Here is a 24573-nt window from a genome sequence, read left to right as displayed (position 1 = left end):
TCAACAGTAGCGGCTGGAAGGCGGCTTTGGGCCGTTTCCGACGTCGCCGTTTCTTGGCCAATGACTGATGCTTCATGACATGGGACTTTAGGTCCGCAAGTTTGCGACCTCAAATAATTGTGCCATGCACCATAAATTGAGGCGGGTTGCCCAAAGCGTTTTTGTCGTACATCCGCTGATAGTAGAGAAATTGCTCGACTTCCATAGCTTGGCAAGCGGTACTGCCAGCATGGACGACACAACCCGGGAACAGCTCAATTTCGTTTTTGCAAAGCTAACGGGTAGTTTGGAGGACGCGGCCTCGCAAGCTCTCAGAGGCCAGCGATCGAAGATTAGCCCAGGAGAAGCAATAGAGCTTGTTCAGTCCCTCCAGGTCCTGCTGCACCACGCCGCCGCGCGTATGCGGGCGATTGAGCTCTTAGCCCGTCAGAGTGGGTGAACCTGGAGCAAAACACCAACTTTGGATTGCGCAAAAGCGGGCGTACGGGCTTGCACTGGATCGGAAGTCAGTCTTTAGAACTAGTCCAACAACTCACCCAGCGAGACACCAAGCGCGGTAGCCAGTTTATCAACAACGGTGATCGTCGGGTTGCGCGCACTACGTTCAAGGTCACTAATATAGGTCCTGTGAATATCCGCCCGATGCGCGAACTCCTCCTGCGACCAGCCTTGTTTCTGGCGCAAGCGTCGCATGTTTTTTGCCAGGCGGTTCTGCACATCCATATTGGTTCTTGGACAATGGTGCAGATGATCGGTCTACAGACGATCAGTGACATATTCAGTTGACTTCCCTCGCAAACCAAGCGCTTCTATGTCACCGATCGACGACAAGGCGCGGCAGATGAAAGACCAGTTGAACCCACCAGATGTTCGATATGTAAAGCTAGGCTCTGGCGGCAAACATGTTGATTATGCGCTGGAGAACGCGGTCATTCCTGTCGACTTTGACCTAGCCGATCATGCGCTGTGTCTGGCAGGTGATTGGGATATCTTGCTAGCAACGATGACCCAGGCCGGGCGCAGAATTCAGGCTGCAAAAGAAGACATCCGGGAGCTAAAGGACTTCTATGACCTGCCAGAAGGATCACTTTGGATCACGATGGCACATGGGCATCTGTGGTGGACACTTGCGGGCGATACGATCGAAGTATCCAAGGTACCATCGTCAAGCCCAGTTCGTTGGCGAACCACACAAAGTGGCTGGTCCAAAATGTCGCTTGCTGGCACTCCTCTTCAACTAAACACCCTGAGTTCAGCACTTACAAAGACAGCTTCATACAGGCGGACGATATGTCGTGTCGAGGCTGAGGACTACCTATTACGATCCGTCCGGGGAGAACGCCATCCACTACAACATCGCGCCTGCGCAATCACCGACGAGATGCATAGTCTGACAGAGCGAATGATCGGGAATTTGCATTGGGCAGAATTTGAAACATTGATTGATCTCATTTTCCTAAGAAACGGTTGGCGGCGCACCAGCCTACTAGGTGGAAACATGCCTGATGTGGACTTAGTGCTCGAGCAACCCCTAACCGGAGAAACGGCCTGGGTTCAGGTCAAGAGCCAGTCAAGTCAGGCTGAACTCGACAGCTACATTGACCGGTTCTTAGCTGACGGGTCCTGCAGCCGTTTCATATTTGCATGTGCCAATCCACGCGGCGCACTGGCGCTCCCACGACAAAGCGGATTGAACTTGGATCTCTGGACAGGCAAAGTGCTGGCTTCACAAACTGTGGAGTCCGGATTGTTCAAGTGGCTGTCCGAAAGGATGGTCTGACTTTATTCCCTGCGCCATTTCGGTGCTGCCTATGTTAGACGGCGCCAGGGTTCTTCATCGTCCTCAACGTCTTCAACCCTGAGCAGCGTGGTCTCCAGCGTGCAACCTTCAGGCACAACAAGACAGCCGTAGCCCGCATTGTCGGCTTCCTGCGGGCTGTATTTTTCTTGCAGTTCGTCAAGTAGAACTTTGGCTTTCAAGTTGCCCTTTAGAGCTTCGCGCTGAATCATCTTTAGCAATAGTTGAACGGTTGAGACGCGCTTGCGTTCACCGTTTTCAGTTATGACATGCGTTTCATGCGCAACTTTCTGGACAATAAACTTCATCCCTTTCGCGCCCCGCGGTCTTCCCTTGGGATTGCCAGATTTTCCTTTTTGGAACCTATTGGGATAAAGAGGATCGAACTCCTCAAGCGGGTCAGTACCATCGGTCATAGGCTAGTTTCCTGATACGTTAATTGCGGGCTTGGTCACACTTTGCACCTCGCGGCATGCGCCCAGTCTTTGAACGGTGACATAGCCATCAGGTGCCGTTCTTATGTTCTTTCACATGGGCCATACGTGCGATCACCACACCCGTTTGTATCTTCGATCGCGGGGGCTTTATGGCATCATATTTTTCAAACTGCTTTAGCACGTGCTTTGCCGCCTGGATGTTTCCCTTAAGCGCTTTCTCAACCTGCACCCGCAGAGCGGCTTCGCGCGTATCCATGTTTTTGCTGCCACCTGGCGACTGAACTCTGACCTGCTGATCTAGGACCTGATCCAGATCTAGTTCAACGGACCCCTCTTTCCGGGGCCTACCCTTCGGGTTTCCGGATTGTCCCTTTTGGAACTGAGTATCCCGAGGAGGACAACCGTAGCCAACTTCGTAGTTTTTGTCAGACATTGGCCACCTCTTGCTGTGCCGCCGCAGTGACGCTTTCACTTTCGCGTTCTGCCGCTACCGCCTGAAATGTCGGCCCGTCTTCACCAAGACGCGGGATCAGGCCGAATGTATCCGTCAGGCGGCGAAGGATCACGTCACAATAGGCTGGATCAAGCTCGATCCCATATCCGCGCCGACCCGATTGCTCAGCCGCGATAAGCGTGGATCCAGAACCACAGAAAGGGTCCAACACCAACCCGCCGCGATGCGAGCAGTCCAGAATGGCATCCCTCACCAAGGCCACGGGCTTAACGGTGGGGTGCATCTCAAGGTCGCCCTGCCCTTCACCAAAGCTATTGGCCCCGGCATAGGTCCAGACATTTGTCCGGTTCCTGCCATTCTTTCCCAGCTCGACATTGTTGATGTGTTTGCCGGTCCCCGATTTGAATACAAACACCAATTCATGCTGTGACCGGTATAGCGATCCCATCCCACCATTTGTCTTAGACCAGACGCACAGATGTTTAAGCTCCGAGTAAGCCACCTCCCCTGCCCCGAGGATTTCACGCATATGACGCCAGTCCATGCACTGAAAGTGAATGGAACCGTCTTCACTATAAGAGGCAAGGTGTTGGAATACAGATGTCAAAAAACTCTGAAAGTCTTCTGGCGACATTTCACCGGACGCCATGGCAAACTCTCGATGCTGTACCGAGCCCAAGCCCGAAACATGTCCCTTTATGGGGACGTTGTAAGGGGGATCTGTAAAAACCATCTGCGCACGCTCCGACCCAAGCAAGGCAGCATAGGTCTCCGCGTCGGTGCTGTCTCCACAGATCAGGCGATGAGGGCCAATGTGCCAGATATCACCCCCGCGGGTTACCGGTGAATTCCCAACCGGGATCGGAACCTGATCCAATGGATCCTGCCCTTCTTCACCATCCGATCTCAGCGACTGAATTCTCAGATCGATTTCAGGCAACTCGAAACCGGTGAGTGTAAGGTCAAACGGGATTTCCAACTCATCGAGGTACTGGAATTCCAGCGCCAGAAGACCAGCATCCCAGCCCGCATTTTCGGCAAGCTTGTTATCCGCGATGACATAAGCACGAATGTCTTCTTCGCTCATGCGTGACAGACAAATCGTTGGGACTTGCTCCAGACCCATATGTTTGGCCACCTCGACACGGCCATGCCCCGCGATGAGCCGATTATCCTCATCAACAAGAACAGGATTGGTAAACCCAAAGTGCTCGATCGAGCGCATCACCTGCCGAATCTGGCTTTTCGAATGCGTTCGGGGATTCCTGTCCCGCGGCTTCAGCGTCTTGGGAGATTGATAAACTATCTTCAGCGCAGTCAATGATCTGGCTCCTCACTTAAGCGGAGCCGAATTCAAAACGTCAGATACAATGCGGCCCCGGTTTTCACTTCGGGTCCACGTAAGCGCATTCTAACGTGATATATGTCTGGGCACTTGTTTCAGCCGGGCGCTGTCCCGGTTCAATCTCAGACAACGTCAAGATCATTCCGGCCATTTTGTAGTTAAGATCAATGTAACTATCGCTGTGAAAGATTCAATATCCACCGATGCATCTAAGTCGAACTCCAGGCAAACCGAAGAGGTTCAGCACGTCGAAAATCCCAACTTGAACCCGATACACTCTCGTTCAAAAAGCATTGTTACTGCTAGAATCGAGCTACAAATATCAGAGCCCATCAAACGATCTAGAAGGATCCAAAGCCGAACTTCCTCACAGAGATTTGCAATTGCCACTATGCGGACTAAAGTGCCAATTCGCTGCACTTGCGCCAATGGCAGCTTATGTGATCTGACCGTGGAATACCTCGTCCTAGAAAAGTGATTGATGTAGGCTTTGAGTTGCATTTTTTGGAGGGAGCGATGCCCGTTGAAAAAGTCGGTTTCGTCGGATTTCGTTCGACTGATCTGGACTCCTTACGCGAGATTTTTGAAGAGGGTCTCGAAATGGTTCCAACAGATTCATCCTCGGATCAGGTCGGGTATTTTCTGTCAGACGGGACGCGTTTGGAGGCTTACAGCCACGGCAACGATTTCCACAGCTTCTTTACAACTGGCCCCGTCGTCGGATTCTCCGTTCCGGATTTCAAAACAACCTGGGAGCGGTTGACTCGGATTGGCGTTGAACAGATTACCGACATCCAGTCGGAAGACGGTCGCCATTGGGTGCACTTCCGCTTGCCCGGTGGAACCGTCGCTGAACTTGTCGGCTTCTAGAGGGATTCTGGTGCGCACAGGAACGAAATCATAAGCGAGCCAGGATCAATCGCTTTCGACAACTGTACCGTCCCAGCATTGTGCCGCGTCAGAGTAGATCGATTTTTCCGGAGCATATTTCGACGGGTCATCCAGTGATCCCGCATGCACATATATCCGGTCTTCCATTCTTTCGCTGCGCCGGGTTAGTTGCGACCCGCAGTTTGGGCAAAATCCGCTATACGTCGATCTACCCGATCCTCCGGTCATTTCATACGTTTTGCAGGCGTCACTGATCTCAAAGCTTTCCCGGATCAATGGCACCATTTCTGAGTGACCCGAGCCTGTGAGTTGTTGGCAATCACGGCAATGGCAGCGAAACATCGGTGCGTCCGCACGCATGCCTGAGTATCGGACCAACCCGCATTTGCAGCCTCCAAGAAATGTATCCGGCATACCAACCCCCAATGACAACAGTGGTACGAACCGCGCGCCCCGAAACGCCTCAGCGTTCTGGCCGTCCCACCATGAATGTCTCCGCATGACGTGTGGCTTCGTTCATCGACCCATCAAGCGCCTTTGCATGGCCTGAATAGGCATTAAACCCTGCTGGAATGAGCATCCCGCGCGGGGCTTCGGAGGTGAAAAAATACCCAACCGTTTCGGGATCGCGGCGAAACCAGTTCGGGTCATCGAATGAGCCCGAGAAGACGCCCACGCAATCTGGAAACCTGTCTGGCCTCAGAAACATCGAGGTGCCACAGTCTCCGCAGAAATGAATGTGAACTTGTTGTCCGCTGCCATCGGATATGTAGGTGTACTTCTTGGTTTGGCCTTCGGTCAGGCGAAATTGATGCTCCCGAAACATGCTCTCGACATTGTAGTCGGAGCCAGTGAGCCGTTGACAGAAGGTGCAGGAGCAAACGGCCACATAATATGGTTCGGCGGAAACCTCATACCTGACCGCGCCGCACATGCAGCCGCCAAGCTTGGAAACGTCTTCTTGTGTCATCCATTGAAGTTATCATCGCACGGCAAGTTTGTCTGCGCCGACTTGGCTTCTGTGACTGAACCGGCAGCCCTACCACAATTCAAGCGTTTGCGTCGCTACGGCCCGAGTGTCAAAAACGGTCGTTTTTGACACCCGCGGAGATGCGGCCGTTATCATTGAAAAATATTGCGCCACAAACCCTTGGCAAAACTCGGTTTGATTTTGTCACGTTTTTGGCCTCGGCCCAGGGAGCGGACATTGGTACAGGGTGCAGCATCCTGCAAATATTGGGCTCGACTCGGTCATCTGAGTCTTTTTCTCAGGTGACTGGTTAGGTCCGAGTAGCCGACATTCACGGTAAGATTTTCAAAATTCAAAGGTGAATGACTGCTTCTATTAAGAGCAGACGCTGGTGAAGAATGGCGCTATGTCCGAGTCGCGGGACAAAGGGCTCATTCGCTGCGGCTGTGTAAGAGGCTGCTTTTGCGCGCTTTCCGGACCTTCACTTTGAATTGCACACTGTCTTGGCCCCCTAATCATGAGCCAGTAGATTTGCCGCGAGAAGGGGATCGAGCATAGTGAGGAAGCAGTCTTCATCCAACGGCTGGGGGTGCAGTCAACCTCAGATCCAGGCAAAACGAAACCAGACGCATGGGCGTTTCAAGAGTCGGGGTCCGTCGGCTTTCAAGAACGGGTGCCGTGGGGGCCTGCGATCAGAAGAGAATTGTTGAACACCCGCTCAATTGAGCACTTGCTCAACACGTTGCTGCAAGATACGAGGCACTGTCCGCCTCTCTACCAACCCCGGCCACTGGGACATGGAAGAACGACCTTTCAGGACCGAAGGAACGGGGAAGGCTAGATACATGTGTTTCTCCTCGGCGGACGCTGCAGGGAAAGGCCAAACATGCAAAGCGAACACCCCAACATCGACCTGATTTCCAGCATCGACACGACAGACATTGTCTTGAACTCGGACGCGTTTCATCCGGGCGTCATCTGGCACTTCTTCAACCCCCAAGCGCCGGACCTGGCGGGCTCCTATGAAGGGATTGCGGGCATCCAGGCGTTCTTCAGCAATGTGCGCGGTTTTGGCGGCGGACATTTTTCCATCCACCCCAAAGGCGCCTGGGCCGTGGGTGACGAGCTTGTCGTGGTGCAAAGCCGCAATCGGCTTGGCGACGGGGCGTCGGCAATCGAATTCGACGTGGTGGTGGTCTGGCGCGTGGTCGACGGTAAGATCGCCGAGATTTGGGACATACCGGCGGTCGAAACAGCAACACTATTGAACCAGCCAACACCCGCTTGAGACCCCTCGGCTGACCGACCGAGGCCAACACCCCAAAAGGAACGCACACAATGCCTTTCGCTCTCCCCGATCCAACGCTGCGCAACCCGCTCATCCTCCCCGATGGGACACACGACCCGGCCACCGTGTTCCTGAATCAGGTCATCGATCACCCGAACATCGAGATTGGGGATTGGACCTATTACAACGACAGACGGTTGCCGGAAAACTATGCCGAAACGCTTGCCCCCTACCTGTTTCCCGGTGCCCCCGAACGTTTGGAAATCGGGCGCTTCTGCCAGATTGCCGAAGGTGTGGAGTTCATCACAGCCACGGCAAACCACCCGATGGCCGGGATTTCCACCTATCCGTTCGCAGTGTTCGATCCGCCCCGCTTTGGCAGCTATCGCTCCAGCCTACCCCGGGGCCGCGATACGAGTGTTGGCCATGATTGCTGGATCGGACGTGGCGCGGTTCTGCTGCCTGGAGCCAAACTGGGCAATGGCGTCATTGTCGCGGCCAATGCTGTTGTCCGGGGGACCGTTCCCGATTATGCGGTCGTCGGGGGCAACACCGCCGAGGTCTTCCGCATGCGGTTCACCGATAAGGACATCGAAACCCTGCTGGACCTGCGCTGGTGGGATTGGCCGAAGGCGGCCATCGAAGCGGCCCTTCCAGCCCTGGAAGCGGGTGATGTCGCATCGCTTGCTGCAAGCGCTCCGAGAACGGATTGACCCATGCCACGCGCCCCGTCTTTGCGCATCTCCGATGTGTGCACCCGCATCGAAGCGGACCTAGCGGCGCCGTGGCGCACTGCGATGCTGGCGCGGATGGCGGGGATGGCGCAGCACCATTTCCAACGGCAATTCGCAGCCGTAACCGGAGAGACCGTTGCGGGCTACATTCGGGCGCGCAGGATGGAACGCGCGGCCCTACTTCTGCGAGACACCGAGCAACGGGTGATCGACATTGCGCTTGACGCCGGGTTCCAAACCCACGCCGCCCTGACCCGCGCGTTCAGCAGTCATTTCGGGACCAGCCCGCAGCAGTTTCGGGCAACTGGCAAGCTGTCGCGTCGCTCTGACCTACCCGCACGTCCGTATCTTCTGTCTCTGACGTCCCGCAGCATCCGCGTGCATTGGGACGAGGTCACAATCCCCGGCAGTTGGCTCTGCGCTCGGGAGACACAAGGCGTTCGCGACGGACGGTTCTTCGAGGACCCGGCGCAAATCCACTGGGAGTTTGCAGACTTGCTGGAAGAGCTGGATGGCAGACAGGCCATGCTCTCGACTGCGTTTCGCAAAGCGCCCACGGGCTTCCGCGACCTCAACGCAAGAGCTTTCTACGGCGCCATCCTGCCCGAACGGGCGAATCTGGTATGGTCCTTGAGCTGGAACAGGCTGGAGGCCGGGTCTTATGCGGTGTTCCCGCATTACGGCCCGTTCACCGCGCTGCATCTGACATGGAACCGCTGCGTGTGCGCCGGGTTCGACCAGTTGGGTGCCAGGTTTCGCCCTGGGTGGATGTTTGAGACCTATCTGAGCCCCACCCCGGAGACCGCGCCAGACCAACTGTCGGCGCTGATCTATTTGCCCATCGCAAAAGGCACGATCGGAAAAACGCAAGCCGCGTGACGCAGATACCATCGGGACACCACGAATCCTGAGGGTAGACACATGACGCCGCAAAAGAAAATCGACGCTGGTAGCGACTTGCTGGCCAATACACCGCGCCCGTCGCTTGAAGACACCGTCCGCGCCCTTGCGGACCCTGTCGAACGGCGCCGGATCTATGACGATCTGAAAGAGCGGCGCGACCGTACCGAGCCTTCGGTCAACGCTTTTGAGCTGCGCAAGGAAACCTGTCCGGCCATCGTCACAGGTCCGCTGAATGGATTGCCGGTCACGGTGAAGGACCAGGTGGCGGTTGCCGGATGGCCGCGATCCTTCGGGCTCGAAAAACCCTCGAAACGGCCCGACGGGACATCCGCATCGCTGGTTGCCCGCCTGTCCGATCTTGGCGCGGTGGTCACGGGCAAAACCGCCCTGCCACCGAATGCCATGGACTTTCAGACCGGCAACGCCCGGCGTGGGCCGACATGCAACCCGCATGATCTGCAATTCACCTCCGGCGGCAGCACAGGCGGCGGCGCGGCAGCGGTTGCCAGCGGGATGAGCCCGCTCGACATTGGCGCGGATCTGTCCGGGTCGCTCCGCATCCCGGCCGCGTGGTGTGGGGTATGCTCCTATGTGCCAACTGAAGGGTTCTGGCAAAATGACGGGCTGCTCCCCGGGGCGCAGCGCCTCAGCCATTTCGCGCGGATTGGCCTGACCGCGGCGTCAGCGCAGGACCTGGCCTTTGTCTGGGACAAGCTCGAAGCCGAGGTTGGCCCCGCAAGCGACGATACCGGCGCGGCCCGCATTGCCATTTGGCGGCTCGGGGCAAAACCCCGCTGCGATGCGGACACGCGTGATGGCTGGCAGACCCTGACCCAAACCCTGCCCGGTGACGGCATTGAGATCTCCGGCGACGACTTGCAGGCCCTCTTGGACCCGTCCGTCCACCAGCTCGGCGGCGAGATGATCGGGCATATGACCGGGGCGCTGATCCCGGGTTTGATCCGTTGGTTGATGCGGCGGGATCGACGCGCCGCCGAGGCATCACCGGGATTTGTCTCGCATGTCCACAAGGGCTACCGCCGCCACACAGAGCGGTATCGGGACAACCTGGATCGGCTTGCCGCCTTGCGCGCTGATGCCGAACGGCGTTGGTCGGACTTCGACGCATTGCTTTTGCCCGTGACCCCGATCTGCGCGTTCAGGCATATCGCGCCGCTCCGAGATCAAGGCGGGGTTCGGACATATGAGACCGTGTTCGACACGCAAGCCGGGCCGATGGGCTATTTCGACGCTCTGACCCATTTTACCCTGCCACTCACCGTTCTCGGCTGGCCGGTGGTCACAATGCCGGTCGGCCGGGATCGTAACGGCCTACCCATCGGGGCGCAGCTGATCGGCAAACCCGGCAAAGATCGGAGATTGCTGGACTTGGCCACTCGCGTCCAAAGCGCACTACGGTAATCGTTGAAAACGGGGCGTGGCCCGGCGATGCGCCAGGCCACAATGCCCTAGGCCATAACGAAAACGCAGACCTTATTGCCGTCAAGGTCTCGAAAGTAGCCCCCGAAGAACTGTTCGCCAAAAGACTCCGGTGAACCAGCGTTTTCTGCCCCCAGATCCAGCGCCTTCGCGTGGACGCTGCGTACATGATCGGCGTCGCGACAGATCAACGCGACCATGACCCCGTTGCCCGGCTGTGCTGGATTGCCATCGCTCGGGTGCGTGACAACCAACATGGGTTGGGTTGGATCGCTGCTCCAGGCGATCATACGTTCAAGCGTGTAGGCACGCTTCGCTCCGAACAGTGCCAAAAGCGTGTCGTAGAACGTACCAGCCTTTTCAAGGACGTTGGTGCCGAGTGTTACATAGCCAATCATTGTGAAGTCCCTTTCGGATGGAGAGTCTCATCGGCGGTGTTCCACATCCGCCAGAAATTGGAGCGCGACCTCGGCGAACGGCTTCGCTTGGTCCCCGAAAACCGGACAATGCCCGGCTCCGGGCAGGACCCACAGGCTGGCATTGGTCAAGCCCGTGTAAAGCTCCATCGCGCTCGTCACGGGATAAAGCGGGTCCGCATCCCCGTGCACCACAAGGCAAGGGCCAGAGACGCGTGCCAGAAGGTCAGGCGTGAACGCGACATCGCCGTAGCTTGCGTGAAAGCCGTGCGCCGTTTCGAACAAGGTCCGCACCTGAGCATCTCCGCCGGGGTGTTTTGAGCGCATCTCGGCCCAGGCGTCATCCGATTGCGCATCAGCTGTCGCTTGCTTCATCAGGGCGCGCGCTGTTGCAGGAAAGTAGGCGGCCGTGCTGATGAGGACGGCGCCAGTAATCAGTTCCGGCACCCCTGTTGCAAGGTGCAGAAAGACCTGGCCACCACCGCTCATGCCCATCGCAGGAAGCGTCCCAATTCCCATGTCCTGCAGATCGTCCGCCACCATCCGCGCGGCCTCACGAAAGGTGAACTCGTCGAGGGGCGGGGATGCGCCGTGGCCCGGCAAATCCGGCATCAGATGGGTGTAGCCGGTGGGCACGTCTCCGAAGACCGCGTCCCAGTCGGTGCCAACCCCGGTGAACCCGTGCAGAAGCAAAAGCGGCGGACCCTCTCCGCGTTTGGTCCAGTGAAGCGCCGTGCTCATGCGTGCACCGCCTTTTGGAGGGTGCGGTCCGCCGGATGCTCGGTGCCAATGGCGTCTTCCATAGCGCGCCAATGGTGGTTGACCTGCCGGTTCTCGATGTCGAACGAAAACCAGTTTCCGCCGCCTGGGGGCTGGTCGTATCGCCGGTCGATCGGACGCCCGGCCAACGCACAATAGAGCAACGTGCCCACCGCCCCATGACCGACAAACAGCACATCCCCGTCGAGATGATGCCAAACGTAGTCCAAAGCCTCGCTCAGGATCCGCGCCTGTGCCGCTTTGGCGGTTTCCCAACCGGAGACGCTGGCCTCTGGTTTGGCAAAGAAGCAGTCTGCCGCGGCCTCGAACGCGGCAGGAGAAAGGTGGCCCGTCGCTGAGCGGTCGTTCTCGTGCATCTTCGGTCTGACCTCCATCGGAACCTGCCAAGCCGCGGCCAAACACACTGCGGTTTCAATCGCCTTCCTTTCCGTGCTTGAGACGATGCGCGTTGTGTTTGGCCAAGGTTGCGCCCGCGCAAGGCGTTCCACACGGGCAAGGCCGCTCTGCGACAAACCCCATCGCGGGATCGGAACCCTCGGGTCAATGACCACCTGCGGGTGGGTCAAATATCTCGCGCATTTCGTCATGGCAGGTTCCGACAATCACTTAGTTTGTGCGCTCCGCATCCACCAGCCCGTCGGGCGCGCTGCCGACCGACGTGCCCACGTCGATCCAGTCCATGAGCGGCGTGAGCCAAACCGGATCGGCGCCGTAGAAGAGCCCGTGTCCGGTGCCTTCGTGGAAGACGATGGAGATCGGACTGGAAAGCTGTGTATTGCGCTCGAAAATCGGGGTGCAGGGGAAGCCGAGGTCATCGGCGCTATCGGCCATGGACAGCAAACGACCGTCGAGACCGTCGGCGGACAGGTCATCACCCGCGATCGCCTCGGCGATGCAACCGGCGAGGATCGCATAGTTGACCTCCGGATCGCGCAACGCCCGCGCCGCGCTGAGCGTCATGTAACCGCCCTTGCTGAACCCGACGACCGTGATGTTTTCGCTTGGGACGCCGGACCCCTGCAAAGTGCGCACATGGTCGACAATTGTATCGATATATTCCAACCCGCCAGGTTCGCGCAGCTCCGCGATCACGACGTGGCCGCGCGCGGCCAGCGCCTCGGTGATGCCCCTGAAATCGTAAGGCCCGAATCGTTCCGAAACGGCCTCAGGGCCTTCGGTTTCGATGATACGCCCATGGACATAGAGAACGTAACGGGTATCGGCGCTGATCTGTTCGGGCAGGGTGTGCAAGACGGTTTGTGCAAGGGCGTGACCGCTTGGGGCCGCAAGCAAGAGCGCGATAGCGGAAACCAGCCGCGAGACGCCCGCTCGGCGACGGAAAAGAGAGAGATTCATGGTGTTGCCTTGTCTTATTCTAATCTCGTGTGTTCGACACGCGCGACGCATGAGGGCTTTTCGCAAGCGCCGCTTTCCCGTTCGTGCTTTTGCGACGGTTTGGGCGACGAAAGGTCAATGGCCTTGCGTGATCGCGACGAAGACGGCGACGGCCACAGCAATGAGAATTGCGAGAGCAGACCGCTCTTTACGTTTCATGGAAGGCCTCGAATATTTGGGGGTGTGTCGGTTGGGCCCACACTGTGCGAAGTACGCGCCAGGAACGCCGAGATAGACCGCCGGAGCCCGTAAGGGTTGTCTATATGCAGAAAGTGTCCGCCGGTAAGGATCTCAAACTCGGCACCCGCGATCCTGTCGGCGCTTAGTCGCGCCCCACGATGTGTGGCCCTGTTCTCGCTGCCGACGATGACAAGGGTCGGGACCTTGACCTGCGCGAGGTGGCGGCGCCCGTCATACATCCGGGCCGCATCGAAGGCGTCGAGGATACGATCACGCGGCATTCGGGACAGGAAGCGGCGCGCCTCTTTCGCCGCAAGAGGGGACTGACCGGCGCCGCTCATCAGATTGAGCCAGGACCTTGGAAGGTGTTGCAGAAAGGGGCGCGCCAAACGAGGTCCGGCACGTCCGATCCAGCGGTCGGTGACGGTCGGCACCGATTCCACCAAAACCAGCGCCCTTGGGCGCAGTACCGTCCGCGCGAGCAATTCCAGCGCAACCATGCCACCAAGGGAGTGCCCGATCAGCACCATGTTGTCTTCAACACGTGGCAATAGCGTGTCTGCGAAGCGTTCGACCGTTGGCGGCGAAACCGCATCGGCATCGCCATGCCCGGGCAAATCCGGCGTTTGCGCGCGCGGAAGATCGGAGGTGAGGTCACGCCAGGTTTCGCCCGCCAGACCCGCGCCGTGTATCCACAGGCTGTTTGCGTCCCTAAGAACATCTTCGCTATTGGTCATGGTCTCTCCAAGCATCAGCGCGCGCGCCCTGCCTTGCACCAAGGCGCCCGCTGCGGCTGGCCCTCTGTGCGTCATCTGCAACGTCTGTGGCCAAAACAGACCCCGCCCAATGCGCGCGCGCACCAAATCTTGGGTTTGCTTTTGGCAACCTATGGAGCACCACCCGACCTTGGACCGCCGCAGCGGCGGCCAAGTTGGTAGCGCCGTCTAACTCGACGGCGATCTTGACTTCATTTGCCATCATGCTTCTCATCGTTTTGAGCGCTTGCTCAATAACCGGATAGATGTCAAGGGGGGCGGACATGAGTCGATTGTCAGGGCCGGAACGGCGGTCGCAAATCGTCGAAGGCGCGCGCGCCATCATCCTGGAAAAGGGCCTTGCCGGGACAGCCACCCGGGATGTCACGCGTCATCTGGGCGTCGGATCAGGGCTGCTGCACCATTATTTCAAGACATGGGGAGAGCTGCGCGCAGAAGTCGTCAAGACGTTCATCCATCAGGAGATCACCGCGTTGCGCCAGGCCCTGTCTGACTGCCCAACAGACCGCGCGTTTGAGCGCTTCATCGACTGGATGACCTCTGATCCTGACCTGCGGTTCTGGAGACTTTGGCTGGACGCCATCGAAGAAGCGCGCCGCGACCCCGATCTGGCAGCGATTGTTCAGGACGGCCATGTTCAATGGCACGCCGCGATTATGGAAATGCTCGACCGATCCATCGGAGCTAAGGCAGTGGGTAGTGTCAATTCCCAACACGCTGCTTGGCGAATCTCGGCCCTTTTCGATGGGTTGATGGGGATCATGACCATTGGCCACGCGCCTCTGACCAAAGAGCTTGTAACGGAGCTTGTTTCCGAGCAAATCGACATGGAGCTACGTCGCGAGCGGTCGGACGCATCGTAGTCCGCGAAGAGGTCGTTCGGGATTGGTCAAGCTGGCTTTGCAAGCCAAAGACCCCGAACCGTGAGCCAATGGCCGCTGCACCCCAAAACTGCCAGAATGAGCCAGCTTGAAGATCGCGGGCCCATCGACAGGTATTGGGCGCGCATTGACCGGATCGCACCTTTCTTCGCTACAACGGCTGCTCTTCATCGTCAGTCTCCTCATTCGGAAGATAGGCTAACGTTAAAGCAAGGACAGTTTAGTGGAGCAGCTTACACTGCAAACGGCTTGAATTGGAGACAGGCGTGCAATGGGTCGCGGCAAGAGCGCCAATCGTAAAGGGCCGTTTTCCCGGCCGATTGACGTTCAGGACCGAAGACCACCCGACAATGCGCGAGTTCGCGCGATCGAAACATGAGCATATGCAATACCCGGCTACTCGCAAGCCACTTAAACTAAAACCAAACCGCTTCCATCCATCACGGGACAAACTCACCTGTCGCTTTGAACGGCAGCTCTGCTCGGCTTCTCAGCCGTCGGTGCACACCGCAGCATTCTGTACTCTGGGCTCTCCAGGCCCCTTCGCCGCTCGACGCACGAAGGCGCGATGTCGGAAATCGCTACCATCCGCATTATCGACCGCGAACTGGTAAGACGCGGGACGAAGCCGCCATAGGCTCAATGGTTGCTGCTGTCCGGTCTCTAGCCCGCAGCGGACATTCAAAATTGGACTTTGCAATTCCCGAGAAACGCATCAGACACGCCTTTCACTCGCGCCGCGAGTGCATGCGCAGCATCAGTTCGCAGGAGCGGCACGAATGTCGCTGCGTTGCTGGTGATGACATCAAGACAGTCATTCATAGCCACGAGGAACTTTGATCGCGTACCGCTCTTTCACCGCACTCAGGCCCGACAAGAGCGATGCGGAATAAAACTTCTGTTCGCTGCTGGTCTGGTCCCAAACCCCCACAACGACAGATAATTTCTTTCGGTGGTTCGCCAGGCAAATTGGTCACCGGCAGTTTCAAAACTACTAGCTCTAGCGGTGCTACCATTGCGATCAGGGAAACCTCCTTGACTCTATGCCGGCTAAGAACCACAAAAGTGCATTGGTGAAAATTACTCGTCGCCGCGATGCTGCCGGCTTCGATGATCCAATGGCCTTCAGAGTAACTGTAGCATGTGCCCCAGCATAGGAACGGGTTTCGCCGGGGTCTTCGCTGTGAGCTCGTTCCTCACATGCATTCGCAACTGTCACCTGACATGCACCAGTCATCGCGTGACCCATCAAAGAAGGCGCCGTATGAATAGCACATGGCTCATGATTTGCGTGCTTGATGCCCGATAGATCAGCTCTCAGGCTCCGTTTCAATCAGTCATTCATCGTGTTTGTGCGCTGCATTCTTTGTTTGATCCCGTCACTCACGATGTTGCTCACAGGAACCCCGCTTCCTGCCCAAGTTGCAAGCAATGCCGGTGGATCGGTTTGTGACCAAGGTTTCGAAACCCGGAACGGATCCTGCCAAAGATTAGACTTACCGGAAAACGCATATTTGACGGGTAGCTCCTATGGCAGCGGCTGGGAATGCAATCACGGTTTCCAGAATGTCGGAGAACTCTGTGAGGAAATAAGAGTTCCTGAAAATGCCTATCTTGCGTCAACCGGAGATCAGTGGGAGTGCAATCGGCTTTTCCAGCGTGTTGGAGAAGAATGTGAAGAAGTGATTTCGCCTCAAAATGGGTACGTCGAAACCCGGTTTGGCGTGCAGGAAATACACTGCAACTGGGGATTTCGTAAGGAGAACCAGGATTGTGTTGCGATAGAGATCCCAGAAAACGGTCGTCTGAGCGACAAAAGAAGCTCAGATGGTTGGGAATGCCTCAGAGGTTACAGGGCAGCAGGTAGCGGCTGTAAAACTATAGCAATTCCACAGGATGCATATCTTGCACCTGAGACTTTTTCCGGATGGAAATGCGAGCGTGGTTTTCGCGCAAACCGGGACAGGTGCGTTGCGATCCTTGTCCCTTCAAATGCTCACTTAAATCGAAGAGGTGATGGTTGGGAATGCAATCGGCCGTTCTCACGACAGAACGATACGTGCACCGAAAATGTGCCGCGACAATAGGTTGATGGAAACCAATATCGCCCGACATATCCGGAAGGACCAAGCCGTGAACCATAACTCGATTGATGAAAACCTGGGTAAGAGCCTCAAAGCCGAAAAGGCTCGTCGCCGGTCAAATGGGATTAAAATATCTGTGGCGTCGGCGGTGTTTGTTGCGGCGATAATTGTAGTGGTGTTTCTCTGATGCGTAAAAATACCCCTCAGGTAACCCTCCCGGACTCAAAGATGTCAGCTCGTGGCCTGGAACAAAGAGCATTTCAGGACCGCAGTGTTCGTAAGACGCGGAACGCTGACGTATCAGGAGTAATTGAGGAAGAATTTGGAAAGTACTTGATTAAGGCTGGTGTTCTGAGCGGCAATAGTGTTGCACGGGCATTTCCCAAGCCGCCAGCTAAAACGCAGGCAATGATTGCCGATGCAGTTGGAGAAACACCAGCATTGGCCATTGAAGCCTTAAAAGAAATTCTCGAAGAACGAGACAGGAAGCGTAGCGGTCAACGCCGTTTGGAGGGCAACTCCGGCACTCTCGTTCCCAGTGAAAGAGAATATGCCGAGGCATTGCGCCAGATCAGGCTCACCCCTGCGCAGGTCACATTGCTCAAAGCACTTACAATCGCAGGCAAAGACGGATTGACCATTGGTCACCTGTCTCAGGCCGCCGGTTACAAATCGCGCGAGGCTTCCATAAAGGTCTTCAAGAAAATCGGACTATTGATTGCAGAATATCTGGAACTCGAACTTCCCGAAGCCGGATCGGCACAGAATGATGGCGCTGCGCAGGTCCTGGCATTTTCTCACATCGAAAGTGACGATGAGCCAGCAACTTGGATTATGCATCAGGAACTGCGCGGCGCTGTTAGTTTGGTTCTATGACGTACGTTCCAGCCCCCGCTTTTGAAGCGAGCTCTGAACCGGAACAAATGCACGAAAGGTTGCTCACGTAGCTTATGTTGGAGAAAAAACCATACCCGCTCGACCTGATCTATGTACCTGTGAAACGGGCGAAAACGCTTGATCAGCAAAAAGTCCTGACGCTGGCCGAAGATATCCTGAAGAACGGCCAGAAGACCCCGATCCAGATACGCTTGGACAACAAGAGGTTTGTGCTGATTGAAGGCCTTCACCGATTAGAGGCCATTCGCGCCTTGGGCGGTGATACGGTCGAAGCCTATCTGGTGCGCGCCAGATTACACTAAATACTTGTTGGAATTGGCGTTCGATAAAGCCTCGGAAAATGTCAGCAGGCGCTGACTTTTTTCGTCCCAAAGATGCAATCGTGCACAATGAAAGCTCTCATATAGAGTAATACGCTGGCAATTCTCCAACTCAGCGTGGTCACGCAAAACCTCGTTTAGCCGATAAAACGGTATGCGGCTGGCGAGGTGGTGAACATGGTGAACACCGATGTTGCCAGAGAACCAACGCAGGATGCCTGGCAGGGCATAGTGAGAACTGCCATAGAATGCGGCGTTCTGAAGAGTCCAGCCCTCTTCCCGATCCCAGCTTGCGTGAAGCACAAATCCTGATCGAACAATGGAGGAGACACTACAACACAAAACGCCCCCACAGTGCTCTGGGCTATCGCCCGCCAGCGCCCGAAACCATCATCCCGATGGATCACAGGCCGATGATGCACTAACAATCAACTTGGATCAGTCAGATGAGGCTGCTCATCACTACACCGGTCAGATCAAGCACCTGCAAGAAGTGGAACAAATTCGAGGGAACGCGGACGCCAAGCAGCTTGGTCGTGCTATCGCCGCTCTGACCGACGGAATGATCTTGCACAAAGGGTTGTTCAGCATTCCTGCAAAGCGTCATAACGGCATGCGCAATGAAGCGATCGACATGTTCGTGCGCGGGTTGGTTAGCTCTCCGAAGTAACCCCGGCCTCATTATCCCAGTAAGGCGTCTTCTTCCCCACATAGTTGGCAAAGTACTCGACGAAAGCCCTTACCTTTGCCGGAACATGCTGGCGTTCAGGAAAAACCGCGTAGAGCGCCTGTTCGGGCATCAAGAAGTCCGGCAACACCCGTTGAAGCCGTCCCACGGCCAAGTGGGCGCCGGCGATGAAGGTTGGAAGGCGGCCTATTCCGAGACCGGCGACCAACGTGGTGCAGAGCGCCTCGCTGTTGTTAACTCGAAACCGGCCCTTGGTCCGGACCGCGATCTCACCATCATCGCCGATGAACTTCCATTCCAGGGGATCGCGGGAATAGGCGTAGTGCAAGCAGTCATGATCCATGAGGTCCTGGGGATGAAGAGGTGCACCGGCGCGATCCAGATACGCGGGAGCGGCTACAATCACGCTGTGAATAGGAGCAAGTTTGCGCGCAATAAGTGCGGAGTCAGGCAGAGAGCCCGCGCGCAGAGCCAGGTCCATGCCCGAGTCTACCAGGTCAACAAATCGGTCATCCATCGACAATTCCAAGGTGATACCAAGGTGCAGGCGAAGAAACTCCGGTATCGCAGGGGCGACATGGAGTTGACCGAATGACATCGGTGCGCTGACTTTGAGGTGCCCGATCGGGTCTCCTTGCAACGCAGCAACCGCGTCTTCGGCTTCTTGCGCTGATCCGAGCGCTTGGATGGCATGCGCCAGATAAATCTCTCCGGCTTCCGTCAGAGAGATGCTGCGAGTTGAGCGGTGGAAGAGCTGCGCGCCGAGATGGGCCTCGAGCCCGCCAACGCGTTTGCTCACAGCGGATTTCGTGATGCCCAGCTTTCGCGCAGCGGCGGCAAAGCTACCATTCTCAGCCACGGCGACAAACACAGGTATCGCGCCAATCTCGGTCATGGTTGGCTCCTTTGGTCAACTTTTTCTCACCTATGTGTATTCCAGATAGCCAATTATCACGCTTCTGGAAACCACTTACCTCTCGCTCAACACGACAGATATCGGAGAGACCAATGGCCAAGATGCTGATCAACGGAATTCTACGCGACAAGCCAACTCAAACAGATGGACGCTTCGAGCGACAGCCGAGCCGGTTCCGTAGCTGGATTGAGAACGACAAGAATGCGGAGTTTCCAGCAGAGCAAGGCCGGTATCACCTTTATTTGTCCAAGGCCTGCCCTTGGTGTCACGGCGTCGATCTGGTGCTGTCGCTCAAAGGCCTACGGGATGCCATCAGCATCACCTGGATGGATCCAATCTCCTCCGAAAACGGCTGGGTGATCGACCAGCAGGCTTTCGATCCGGCACATGGTGTACCCCGTGCCCGGTATCTTTACGAAATCTATCAGCGCGCCGCCCCTGATTACACCGGTGCCATCACAGTGCCCGTTTTGTTCGACCGTGACAGCGGCAAGATCGTCAGCACAGAGTCCGCTGACATCATGCGGATGCTCAACCAGGCGTTCCCGGATCCAACTGGCCCCGATCTTTACCCCGAAGGGCTTCGTCCAGAAATCGATCGTATGGCCGATCTGATCCAAGAGCCGTTTCGAAACGGCGTCTATCGCGCCGGCTTCGCGACAAGCCAGGATGCTTATTGCGATGCTGTCACTCGAGTATTCGACACCCTGGACGATCTGGAGCGCCTACTTGCGGATCGAACGTTTCTGGCGGGCAATCAGCTCACCGAGGTCGACCTCAAGCTGTTCCCGACCTTGCTGCGCTTCGATCCGGTCTATGTGACCCACTTCAAGATCGACCGTGCCCGCATTGCCGATTATCCCGCACTCTCTTGCTACCTGGCTGAGATCGCTTCACTCCCAGGCGTAGCGGACACCGTCGATCTGCCGCACATTCGCGCGCACTATTTCAAGAGCCATCGGCACATCAACCCGAGCGGGATTATCCCAATCGGACCAATGTCGCTCTATGCGCTTGCAGCCTCCATGAAAGGAGCCGCGTGATGCCTAGCTTCGTTCGATCCGCGCCGCCTACTGTCCTGATCATTCTCATTGGAGTCCTTGTCGGTGTGAGCTTTATGCTGTCCAAGTTCGTGGCCTTGGCAGGGGTGCCGCCTCATGTCGCGCTGTTTTGGCAAGTGTTCGTGGCCAGTGCTGTTTTGTTTGGCGTGCTCCTTGCCAAACGCACCGCACCGCCAACAGCCCCGCGTTTCATGGTCTACTATCTAGGCGCAGGGTTGCTCGGCATAAGCCTTCCGGGCCTGATCGGATACGTTGTCCTTGGGCATGTCACGACCGGGTTCTACGCGGCGCTGGTGACGCTTTCCCCGATGTTCACCTTTGCAATTACGGCGATAGCTGAGCGGCGAATGTTGCCAGTTCATCGTCTTTTAGGAATTCTGGTCGGCCTCACTGGGATCAGCCTTGCCACCTTGCGCGGCTTGGATACGTCGAACGTCGAACCAGTCTGGATCATTCTTGCCCTTGCCGGACCTTTGGTCCTTGCATCGGGCAATGTATTCCGCAGCCGAGCCTACCCGAGCGGTGCAGACCCAATGACACTCGCGGCCGGAACGCTCTTTCTCCAACTGGTCATGATTGGCGCGGGACTTGTAATGACTGGGCAACTGACTGAAAGTTCATCGATTGAACCCAAAGCCTTTGCCGCGATTGGCGGGGTCGGCTTGATCACTGCAATCAGTTACGCACTGACCTTCGAAGTTCAGAGGCGCACGGATGGCGTGGAGTTCTCTCAGGTCGGGTACTTCGCGACGCTTTCCGGCATCTTCTTTGGCGCGATCACCTTTGGGGAAACCATCTCGCCAGCCTTTGTCGCAGCACTCGTCCTAATCTTCGCCGGTTTGGCAATTACAAACGGTCATTTGTCCACTCCACGTGCCTGGTTTGCCGCTAGCGCACGCCGCTGTCCGGATTGAATCTGACATCCCACTCACTCAAGGGAAGGAAAACCCAATGATACGAACAGCCAAGAACACCTCCGAATACTCGCCGCTGATCACCTCGCTTTACACAGCCGTTGACGCGTTGAATGCCCAAGGTGTCGTCGACCATGTAACTGACGATGTGAAGTTTCAACTCGGGAACTTTGAGCCGATCACGGGTCGCGAGGTCGTCAAAGACAGCAACGCCGCGTTCTTTACGACGATTAAGGCAATGCGTCACACCATCAGCCGTGTTTGGTCTAGCGGCGATACCGCGATCTGTGACGGCACGGTTCATTACACGCGGCATGACCAGTCAGAGCATGAGGTGCCATTCGCTGCACATCTTGGCGTTCGTGATGGCAAGATCGCAGACTATCGGGTCTTTGTGGATATCTCAGAGCTCTAAATGCTGTGAACGACATTGGGCTTCACAGGCTCGCTGTGCAAAGCAAAACGTATGGCGGCAATCAGAATGCTGTCGTCGTTCGTACCTTCCGCAGAATAAGTTGGAATGGGCTCTTAGCAGCCCTTCGCTACATTTTTAGGAGTGTCTGCTTCCGACATTCAGATCAGTTTATAATTGACCCGTTCCCCCTTTCTTCTTCCCTGTTGGCCTCAAGAAATTCCCTGATCGTAAGAAAAAAAATTCCCTGTTAACCGATCTAAGGAAATTCCACACAAGAGACTGTTTTTACGAGTAACTTCGAGCTCCAATACGCCGAAATTGACCCAAATCTATGAGTTTTCCCTGTATTTTCCCTGTTAACAGGGAATTCTGCGCGAGATTGGATAGCTCGAAACTGCGTGCACAGCCATGGTTTTCCATTAAATCACACACTGACTAATCGGTCGCAGATTGTGTCTAATTTTCAGTGACTTAGTTCTTGATGATTTGAGCTGAGACGCGAAGGTGAGCGCAACAATAGCCGATTTCCGGCCGCAGTCTCAGTTCACGATTCCGACGGTACGAGTTTGGTGACTTTGGGAGAGTCTGTAAATCAGAGCGCAGCGAACTGCTTGTGCTGTTCTGACCAGATCGCCGGAAAGCCCGACTTGATCAGGTAATCCGTGGTCAGGCCATCAGGTTGTTCGCCAGCAGCGATGGCATCCAGAACATCGGGCGCCAGCATGGCGAGATCGATAACGTCCTGCACTCGGCGTTTTGACGTGCCCTCTTCTTCCGCGATTTCTGAGAACGTTCTGCCATCTATTATCATCGCCAACCAATGGCGCGCCTTGATGATGTTGCGGACAAGTGTTCGATCGATTTCAGGCGGTGCATTGCCAAGATGTAGTTTCAGCTCCACACCTCTGCGGCGCATCTGGAATGGAGCTTCGATCGTTAGCTCCTCGGCATCAACCTGATCCGCCCTGCACTCGATCATCCCGGCCAGTGCCTGGAGATCCAGCTGCACATTCAGGGACCCCTGTCGCAGATCTGCCCGCGCAATCAGGCCGAGGCATGTCCTGACGGACTGGCAATCTCTGAGACGCTCCGCTGCTGAAGCAATTTCGACCGCTGACATATCACGAACCAAAGATGTCACTTCGTGCGGTCGGCTCAGATGTTGTCTGACCACTTCAGCTAAGAGGCATTCAAGCTGCTCTGCCGGCAGCCGCCACGCATCAGGATGCTTCTGACTGCGATCCGTCACAAGACGACCAGAGATATAGTACCCCAACCGCTTTCCATTTTTGCGACTATGGCTGGGCGTCAGCCGATCTCCGGTCTCATCATAGAGCTTTCCGGCCAGTGCTGATCGCTTTGCTTTCTGCTTAACGCCGCGCTCCCTTACTGCGCCATCTTTCAGCAGCTGCTGCACCCGCTCCCACACTACCGGGTCGATGATGGCAGGATGCTGCCCCTTATAAACCTGACCCTTGTGTCGGATACGGCCAGCATAGATCGGATTGCCGAGCAAATGATGGATGTGTCCGCGGTCAAAGAACTTACCACCTGTCACGCGTCCACCCGGGCGTTCCCGTCTCCGGGACCGAAGCCCCAGTGCCTCCGCCTGCTCTTTCACATCGAGAACCTTCATTTCGGATTAGCAGACAGTTTCAATCAATCTTTTGAAACAACATCTCCGTATTCGAACTCCAGGTTCGAAGGCGGACTTTGCTATGCTGCGTTTCAACGGCAGATTTGATCGCGTTTCGCTAATTCGACCTGCGTGTATTTTGCTTTCGCAGCGAACGTCCGGAAAGCGGGCTGCAATCGCAGCATCGGACGCCGTCGCTCAAGGTCGGCTCTGGGCCGCGTATGACCGTAACGATAACGGGACCCATCACTTTTACTGACCAATGAATTGGGAAATTGGCTCGCTGAAATACTCTCAATGACGGCATGAAGTGTAAACAAAGACGAGCAGTGGGGACCATCTCAACTAGTGTTTGCCAGAAGAAACCTATTTGATGATGTCAAGTTTCTCAGAAACGGCGACTGATATGACTTGATCATCTCTTTCAAGTTGACCCAGAAGGTTTGAATTGAACTCGGCGGTGAACATTTCATTGTCAATCCTTTGACGCACCTCCACATTGTCAGGAACATAGCCTAGGACATTAACTTTAATTATTGCCCTCAGCCTGTTTGGTTCCAGCTTTTCGAGACTGGCTTCGGCAATCCCGCTTATTTTGCTGTACCGGTTTACCTGAATTTTTAAACCTCCCATGAATCCTACTACCCGCTAGCGCCTCATTCGCATAAAGCATAGAACTTTCAGCTGCCGAAGGCGAGTGGTTCTGGTTCTAGACTTTTTTCTTCAACCGCTTGGCTCTCGGCTTTTTCACAGAGGCGACTAGGGGAGTGCCGATGCGCCGCTGTGTTTCTTCGATTGCCTTGGCAGCGTCGATCCGACCGATGCCATAGCGTGAATTCCAAGTTTGGCTGGGTGTTGGAGGTGTGATCCTCCCCCACTGAAGTGGTCTTCCGCTATGTTTAGGAAAACGGAGGAGACACATGGCCAACAAGCGACCAAAGCCGGAAGAGATTG

Annotated in this window: 28 protein-coding genes and 2 pseudogenes; 14 read left to right on the top strand and 16 right to left on the bottom strand. The window is 56.2% G+C overall.

Annotation, left to right across the window (positions count from 1 at the left end):
* Positions 1-519 precede the first annotated feature (519 nt).
* A complete protein-coding gene (locus ACR0DH_RS13870; protein ID WP_480550205.1) occupies positions 520-723 on the bottom strand; it encodes a helix-turn-helix domain-containing protein in 204 nt (67 codons plus the stop codon).
* An 88-nt stretch (positions 724-811) separates the two neighbouring features.
* Here ACR0DH_RS13870 and ACR0DH_RS13865 point away from each other — a divergent pair, with 88 nt between their 5' ends.
* On the top strand, positions 812-1780 hold the full coding sequence (locus ACR0DH_RS13865) for a restriction endonuclease (RefSeq protein ID WP_480852415.1): 969 nt from the start codon (positions 812-814) through the stop codon (positions 1778-1780).
* Positions 1781-1809: 29 nt separating this feature from the next.
* Here ACR0DH_RS13865 and ACR0DH_RS13860 read toward each other — a convergent pair whose 3' ends face one another.
* From ACR0DH_RS13860 to ACR0DH_RS13850, 3 genes are all read right to left on the bottom strand, one after another.
* Complete coding sequence (locus ACR0DH_RS13860; protein WP_480550209.1) at positions 1810-2214, bottom strand: DUF5681 domain-containing protein; 405 nt, start codon at positions 2212-2214, stop codon at positions 1810-1812.
* 88 nt (positions 2215-2302) lie between these two features.
* On the bottom strand, positions 2303-2668 hold the full coding sequence (locus ACR0DH_RS13855; RefSeq protein ID WP_480550211.1) for a DUF5681 domain-containing protein: 366 nt from the start codon (positions 2666-2668) through the stop codon (positions 2303-2305).
* Positions 2661-4010, bottom strand: a complete 1350-nt coding sequence (locus tag ACR0DH_RS13850) for a site-specific DNA-methyltransferase (protein WP_480550213.1) — start codon at positions 4008-4010, stop codon at positions 2661-2663. The genes ACR0DH_RS13855 and ACR0DH_RS13850 overlap by 8 nt, the downstream gene beginning before the upstream one ends.
* 540 nt (positions 4011-4550) lie before the next feature.
* Here ACR0DH_RS13850 and ACR0DH_RS13845 point away from each other — a divergent pair.
* The gene (locus ACR0DH_RS13845; RefSeq protein WP_480550215.1) at positions 4551-4904 is read left to right on the top strand and encodes a VOC family protein; all 354 of its coding nucleotides are present in this window, start codon (positions 4551-4553) and stop codon (positions 4902-4904) included.
* Between the two features lie 45 nt (positions 4905-4949).
* Here ACR0DH_RS13845 and ACR0DH_RS13840 read toward each other — a convergent pair whose 3' ends face one another.
* Both ACR0DH_RS13840 and ACR0DH_RS13835 read right to left on the bottom strand, forming a co-directional pair.
* Entirely contained in the window at positions 4950-5339 is a 390-nt protein-coding gene (locus tag ACR0DH_RS13840) for a GFA family protein (RefSeq protein ID WP_480814524.1), read from the bottom strand.
* 49 nt (positions 5340-5388) lie between these two features.
* Positions 5389-5895, bottom strand: a complete 507-nt coding sequence (locus ACR0DH_RS13835) for a GFA family protein (protein ID WP_475220212.1) — start codon at positions 5893-5895, stop codon at positions 5389-5391.
* A gap of 886 nt (positions 5896-6781) precedes the next feature.
* On the opposite strand from ACR0DH_RS13835, the gene ACR0DH_RS13830 reads away from it, so the two are divergent.
* The 4 genes from ACR0DH_RS13830 to ACR0DH_RS13815 are packed head-to-tail and all read left to right on the top strand — an operon-like array spanning position 6782 to position 10242.
* Positions 6782-7183 carry a nuclear transport factor 2 family protein gene (locus ACR0DH_RS13830; RefSeq protein ID WP_480550218.1) on the top strand — a complete coding sequence of 134 codons (402 nt, stop codon included), beginning with the start codon at positions 6782-6784 and terminating at the stop codon, positions 7181-7183.
* 50 nt (positions 7184-7233) lie between these two features.
* Positions 7234-7896 carry a CatB-related O-acetyltransferase gene (locus ACR0DH_RS13825; RefSeq protein ID WP_480550220.1) on the top strand — a complete coding sequence of 221 codons (663 nt, stop codon included), beginning with the start codon at positions 7234-7236 and terminating at the stop codon, positions 7894-7896.
* Between the two features lie 3 nt (positions 7897-7899).
* Positions 7900-8796, top strand: a complete 897-nt coding sequence (locus ACR0DH_RS13820) for a helix-turn-helix domain-containing protein (protein WP_480550222.1) — start codon at positions 7900-7902, stop codon at positions 8794-8796.
* Between the two features lie 42 nt (positions 8797-8838).
* Complete coding sequence (locus ACR0DH_RS13815) at positions 8839-10242, top strand: amidase family protein (protein WP_480550224.1); 1404 nt, start codon at positions 8839-8841, stop codon at positions 10240-10242.
* Positions 10243-10289: 47 nt separating this feature from the next.
* Here the strand turns inward: ACR0DH_RS13815 and ACR0DH_RS13810 are convergent, their stop codons facing one another.
* From ACR0DH_RS13810 to ACR0DH_RS13790, 5 genes are all read right to left on the bottom strand, one after another.
* A complete protein-coding gene (locus ACR0DH_RS13810; protein WP_480550225.1) occupies positions 10290-10658 on the bottom strand; it encodes a VOC family protein in 369 nt (122 codons plus the stop codon).
* A gap of 27 nt (positions 10659-10685) precedes the next feature.
* On the bottom strand, positions 10686-11417 hold the full coding sequence (locus tag ACR0DH_RS13805) for an alpha/beta fold hydrolase (protein WP_480550227.1): 732 nt from the start codon (positions 11415-11417) through the stop codon (positions 10686-10688).
* Positions 11414-12043 carry a histidine phosphatase family protein gene (locus tag ACR0DH_RS13800; RefSeq protein WP_480550229.1) on the bottom strand — a complete coding sequence of 210 codons (630 nt, stop codon included), beginning with the start codon at positions 12041-12043 and terminating at the stop codon, positions 11414-11416. The genes ACR0DH_RS13805 and ACR0DH_RS13800 overlap by 4 nt, the downstream gene beginning before the upstream one ends.
* A 19-nt stretch (positions 12044-12062) precedes the next feature.
* On the bottom strand, positions 12063-12812 hold the full coding sequence (locus ACR0DH_RS13795) for an alpha/beta hydrolase family protein (protein WP_480550231.1): 750 nt from the start codon (positions 12810-12812) through the stop codon (positions 12063-12065).
* Between the two features lie 194 nt (positions 12813-13006).
* On the bottom strand, positions 13007-13768 hold the full coding sequence (locus tag ACR0DH_RS13790; RefSeq protein ID WP_480550233.1) for an alpha/beta fold hydrolase: 762 nt from the start codon (positions 13766-13768) through the stop codon (positions 13007-13009).
* 302 nt (positions 13769-14070) lie between these two features.
* Here ACR0DH_RS13790 and ACR0DH_RS13785 point away from each other — a divergent pair, with 302 nt between their 5' ends.
* The 3 genes from ACR0DH_RS13785 (at position 14071) to ACR0DH_RS13775 (ending at position 17971) form a co-directional block, all read left to right on the top strand.
* Complete coding sequence (locus tag ACR0DH_RS13785) at positions 14071-14670, top strand: TetR/AcrR family transcriptional regulator (protein ID WP_480550235.1); 600 nt, start codon at positions 14071-14073, stop codon at positions 14668-14670.
* A 2288-nt stretch (positions 14671-16958) separates the two neighbouring features.
* A complete protein-coding gene (locus tag ACR0DH_RS13780) occupies positions 16959-17648 on the top strand; it encodes a hypothetical protein (RefSeq protein WP_480550237.1) in 690 nt (229 codons plus the stop codon).
* 74 nt (positions 17649-17722) lie between these two features.
* A complete protein-coding gene (locus ACR0DH_RS13775) occupies positions 17723-17971 on the top strand; it encodes a ParB N-terminal domain-containing protein (protein ID WP_480550239.1) in 249 nt (82 codons plus the stop codon).
* Here the strand turns inward: ACR0DH_RS13775 and ACR0DH_RS13770 are convergent.
* Positions 17963-18277, bottom strand: a pseudogene (locus tag ACR0DH_RS13770) (fatty acid desaturase); the annotation flags it as partial. The gene ACR0DH_RS13775 and the pseudogene ACR0DH_RS13770 sit on opposite strands and share 9 nt — an antisense overlap.
* Here ACR0DH_RS13770 and ACR0DH_RS13765 point away from each other — a divergent pair.
* Together ACR0DH_RS13765 and ACR0DH_RS13760 are read left to right on the top strand one after the other, a co-directional pair.
* Positions 18277-18414: pseudogene (locus ACR0DH_RS13765) on the top strand (integrase core domain-containing protein); the annotation flags it as partial. The pseudogenes ACR0DH_RS13770 and ACR0DH_RS13765 overlap by 1 nt on opposite strands.
* An 8-nt stretch (positions 18415-18422) precedes the next feature.
* The gene (locus tag ACR0DH_RS13760; protein WP_480550241.1) at positions 18423-18659 is read left to right on the top strand and encodes a hypothetical protein; all 237 of its coding nucleotides are present in this window, start codon (positions 18423-18425) and stop codon (positions 18657-18659) included.
* Here the strand turns inward: ACR0DH_RS13760 and ACR0DH_RS13755 are convergent.
* On the bottom strand, positions 18643-19572 hold the full coding sequence (locus ACR0DH_RS13755) for a LysR family transcriptional regulator (RefSeq protein WP_480550243.1): 930 nt from the start codon (positions 19570-19572) through the stop codon (positions 18643-18645). The two genes, ACR0DH_RS13760 and ACR0DH_RS13755, sit on opposite strands and share 17 nt — an antisense overlap.
* A gap of 113 nt (positions 19573-19685) precedes the next feature.
* On the opposite strand from ACR0DH_RS13755, the gene ACR0DH_RS13750 reads away from it, so the two are divergent.
* Genes ACR0DH_RS13750 through ACR0DH_RS13740 form a run of 3 tightly spaced genes read left to right on the top strand, consistent with a single transcriptional unit; the run spans position 19686 to position 21983 of the window.
* Positions 19686-20636 carry a glutathione S-transferase family protein gene (locus ACR0DH_RS13750; protein WP_480550245.1) on the top strand — a complete coding sequence of 317 codons (951 nt, stop codon included), beginning with the start codon at positions 19686-19688 and terminating at the stop codon, positions 20634-20636.
* Positions 20636-21568 carry a DMT family transporter gene (locus ACR0DH_RS13745; RefSeq protein WP_480550247.1) on the top strand — a complete coding sequence of 311 codons (933 nt, stop codon included), beginning with the start codon at positions 20636-20638 and terminating at the stop codon, positions 21566-21568. Before ACR0DH_RS13750 ends, ACR0DH_RS13745 begins: the two co-directional genes overlap by 1 nt.
* A gap of 37 nt (positions 21569-21605) precedes the next feature.
* Complete coding sequence (locus ACR0DH_RS13740; RefSeq protein WP_480550249.1) at positions 21606-21983, top strand: nuclear transport factor 2 family protein; 378 nt, start codon at positions 21606-21608, stop codon at positions 21981-21983.
* 592 nt (positions 21984-22575) lie between these two features.
* On the opposite strand, the gene ACR0DH_RS13735 is transcribed toward ACR0DH_RS13740, so the two are convergent.
* The 3 genes from ACR0DH_RS13735 to ACR0DH_RS13725 all read right to left on the bottom strand — a co-directional run.
* Positions 22576-23619 carry a recombinase family protein gene (locus tag ACR0DH_RS13735; RefSeq protein ID WP_480550251.1) on the bottom strand — a complete coding sequence of 348 codons (1044 nt, stop codon included), beginning with the start codon at positions 23617-23619 and terminating at the stop codon, positions 22576-22578.
* Between the two features lie 366 nt (positions 23620-23985).
* A complete protein-coding gene (locus tag ACR0DH_RS13730) occupies positions 23986-24252 on the bottom strand; it encodes a hypothetical protein (RefSeq protein WP_480852406.1) in 267 nt (88 codons plus the stop codon).
* Between the two features lie 76 nt (positions 24253-24328).
* Positions 24329-24573, bottom strand: a 245-nt coding sequence (locus ACR0DH_RS13725) for a hypothetical protein (protein WP_480550253.1), incomplete at its 5' end; no start/stop codon positions are given.

The organism is Ruegeria sp. I1 (assembly GCF_056532675.1).
This window is presented reverse-complemented; position numbering and strand designations above follow the sequence as displayed.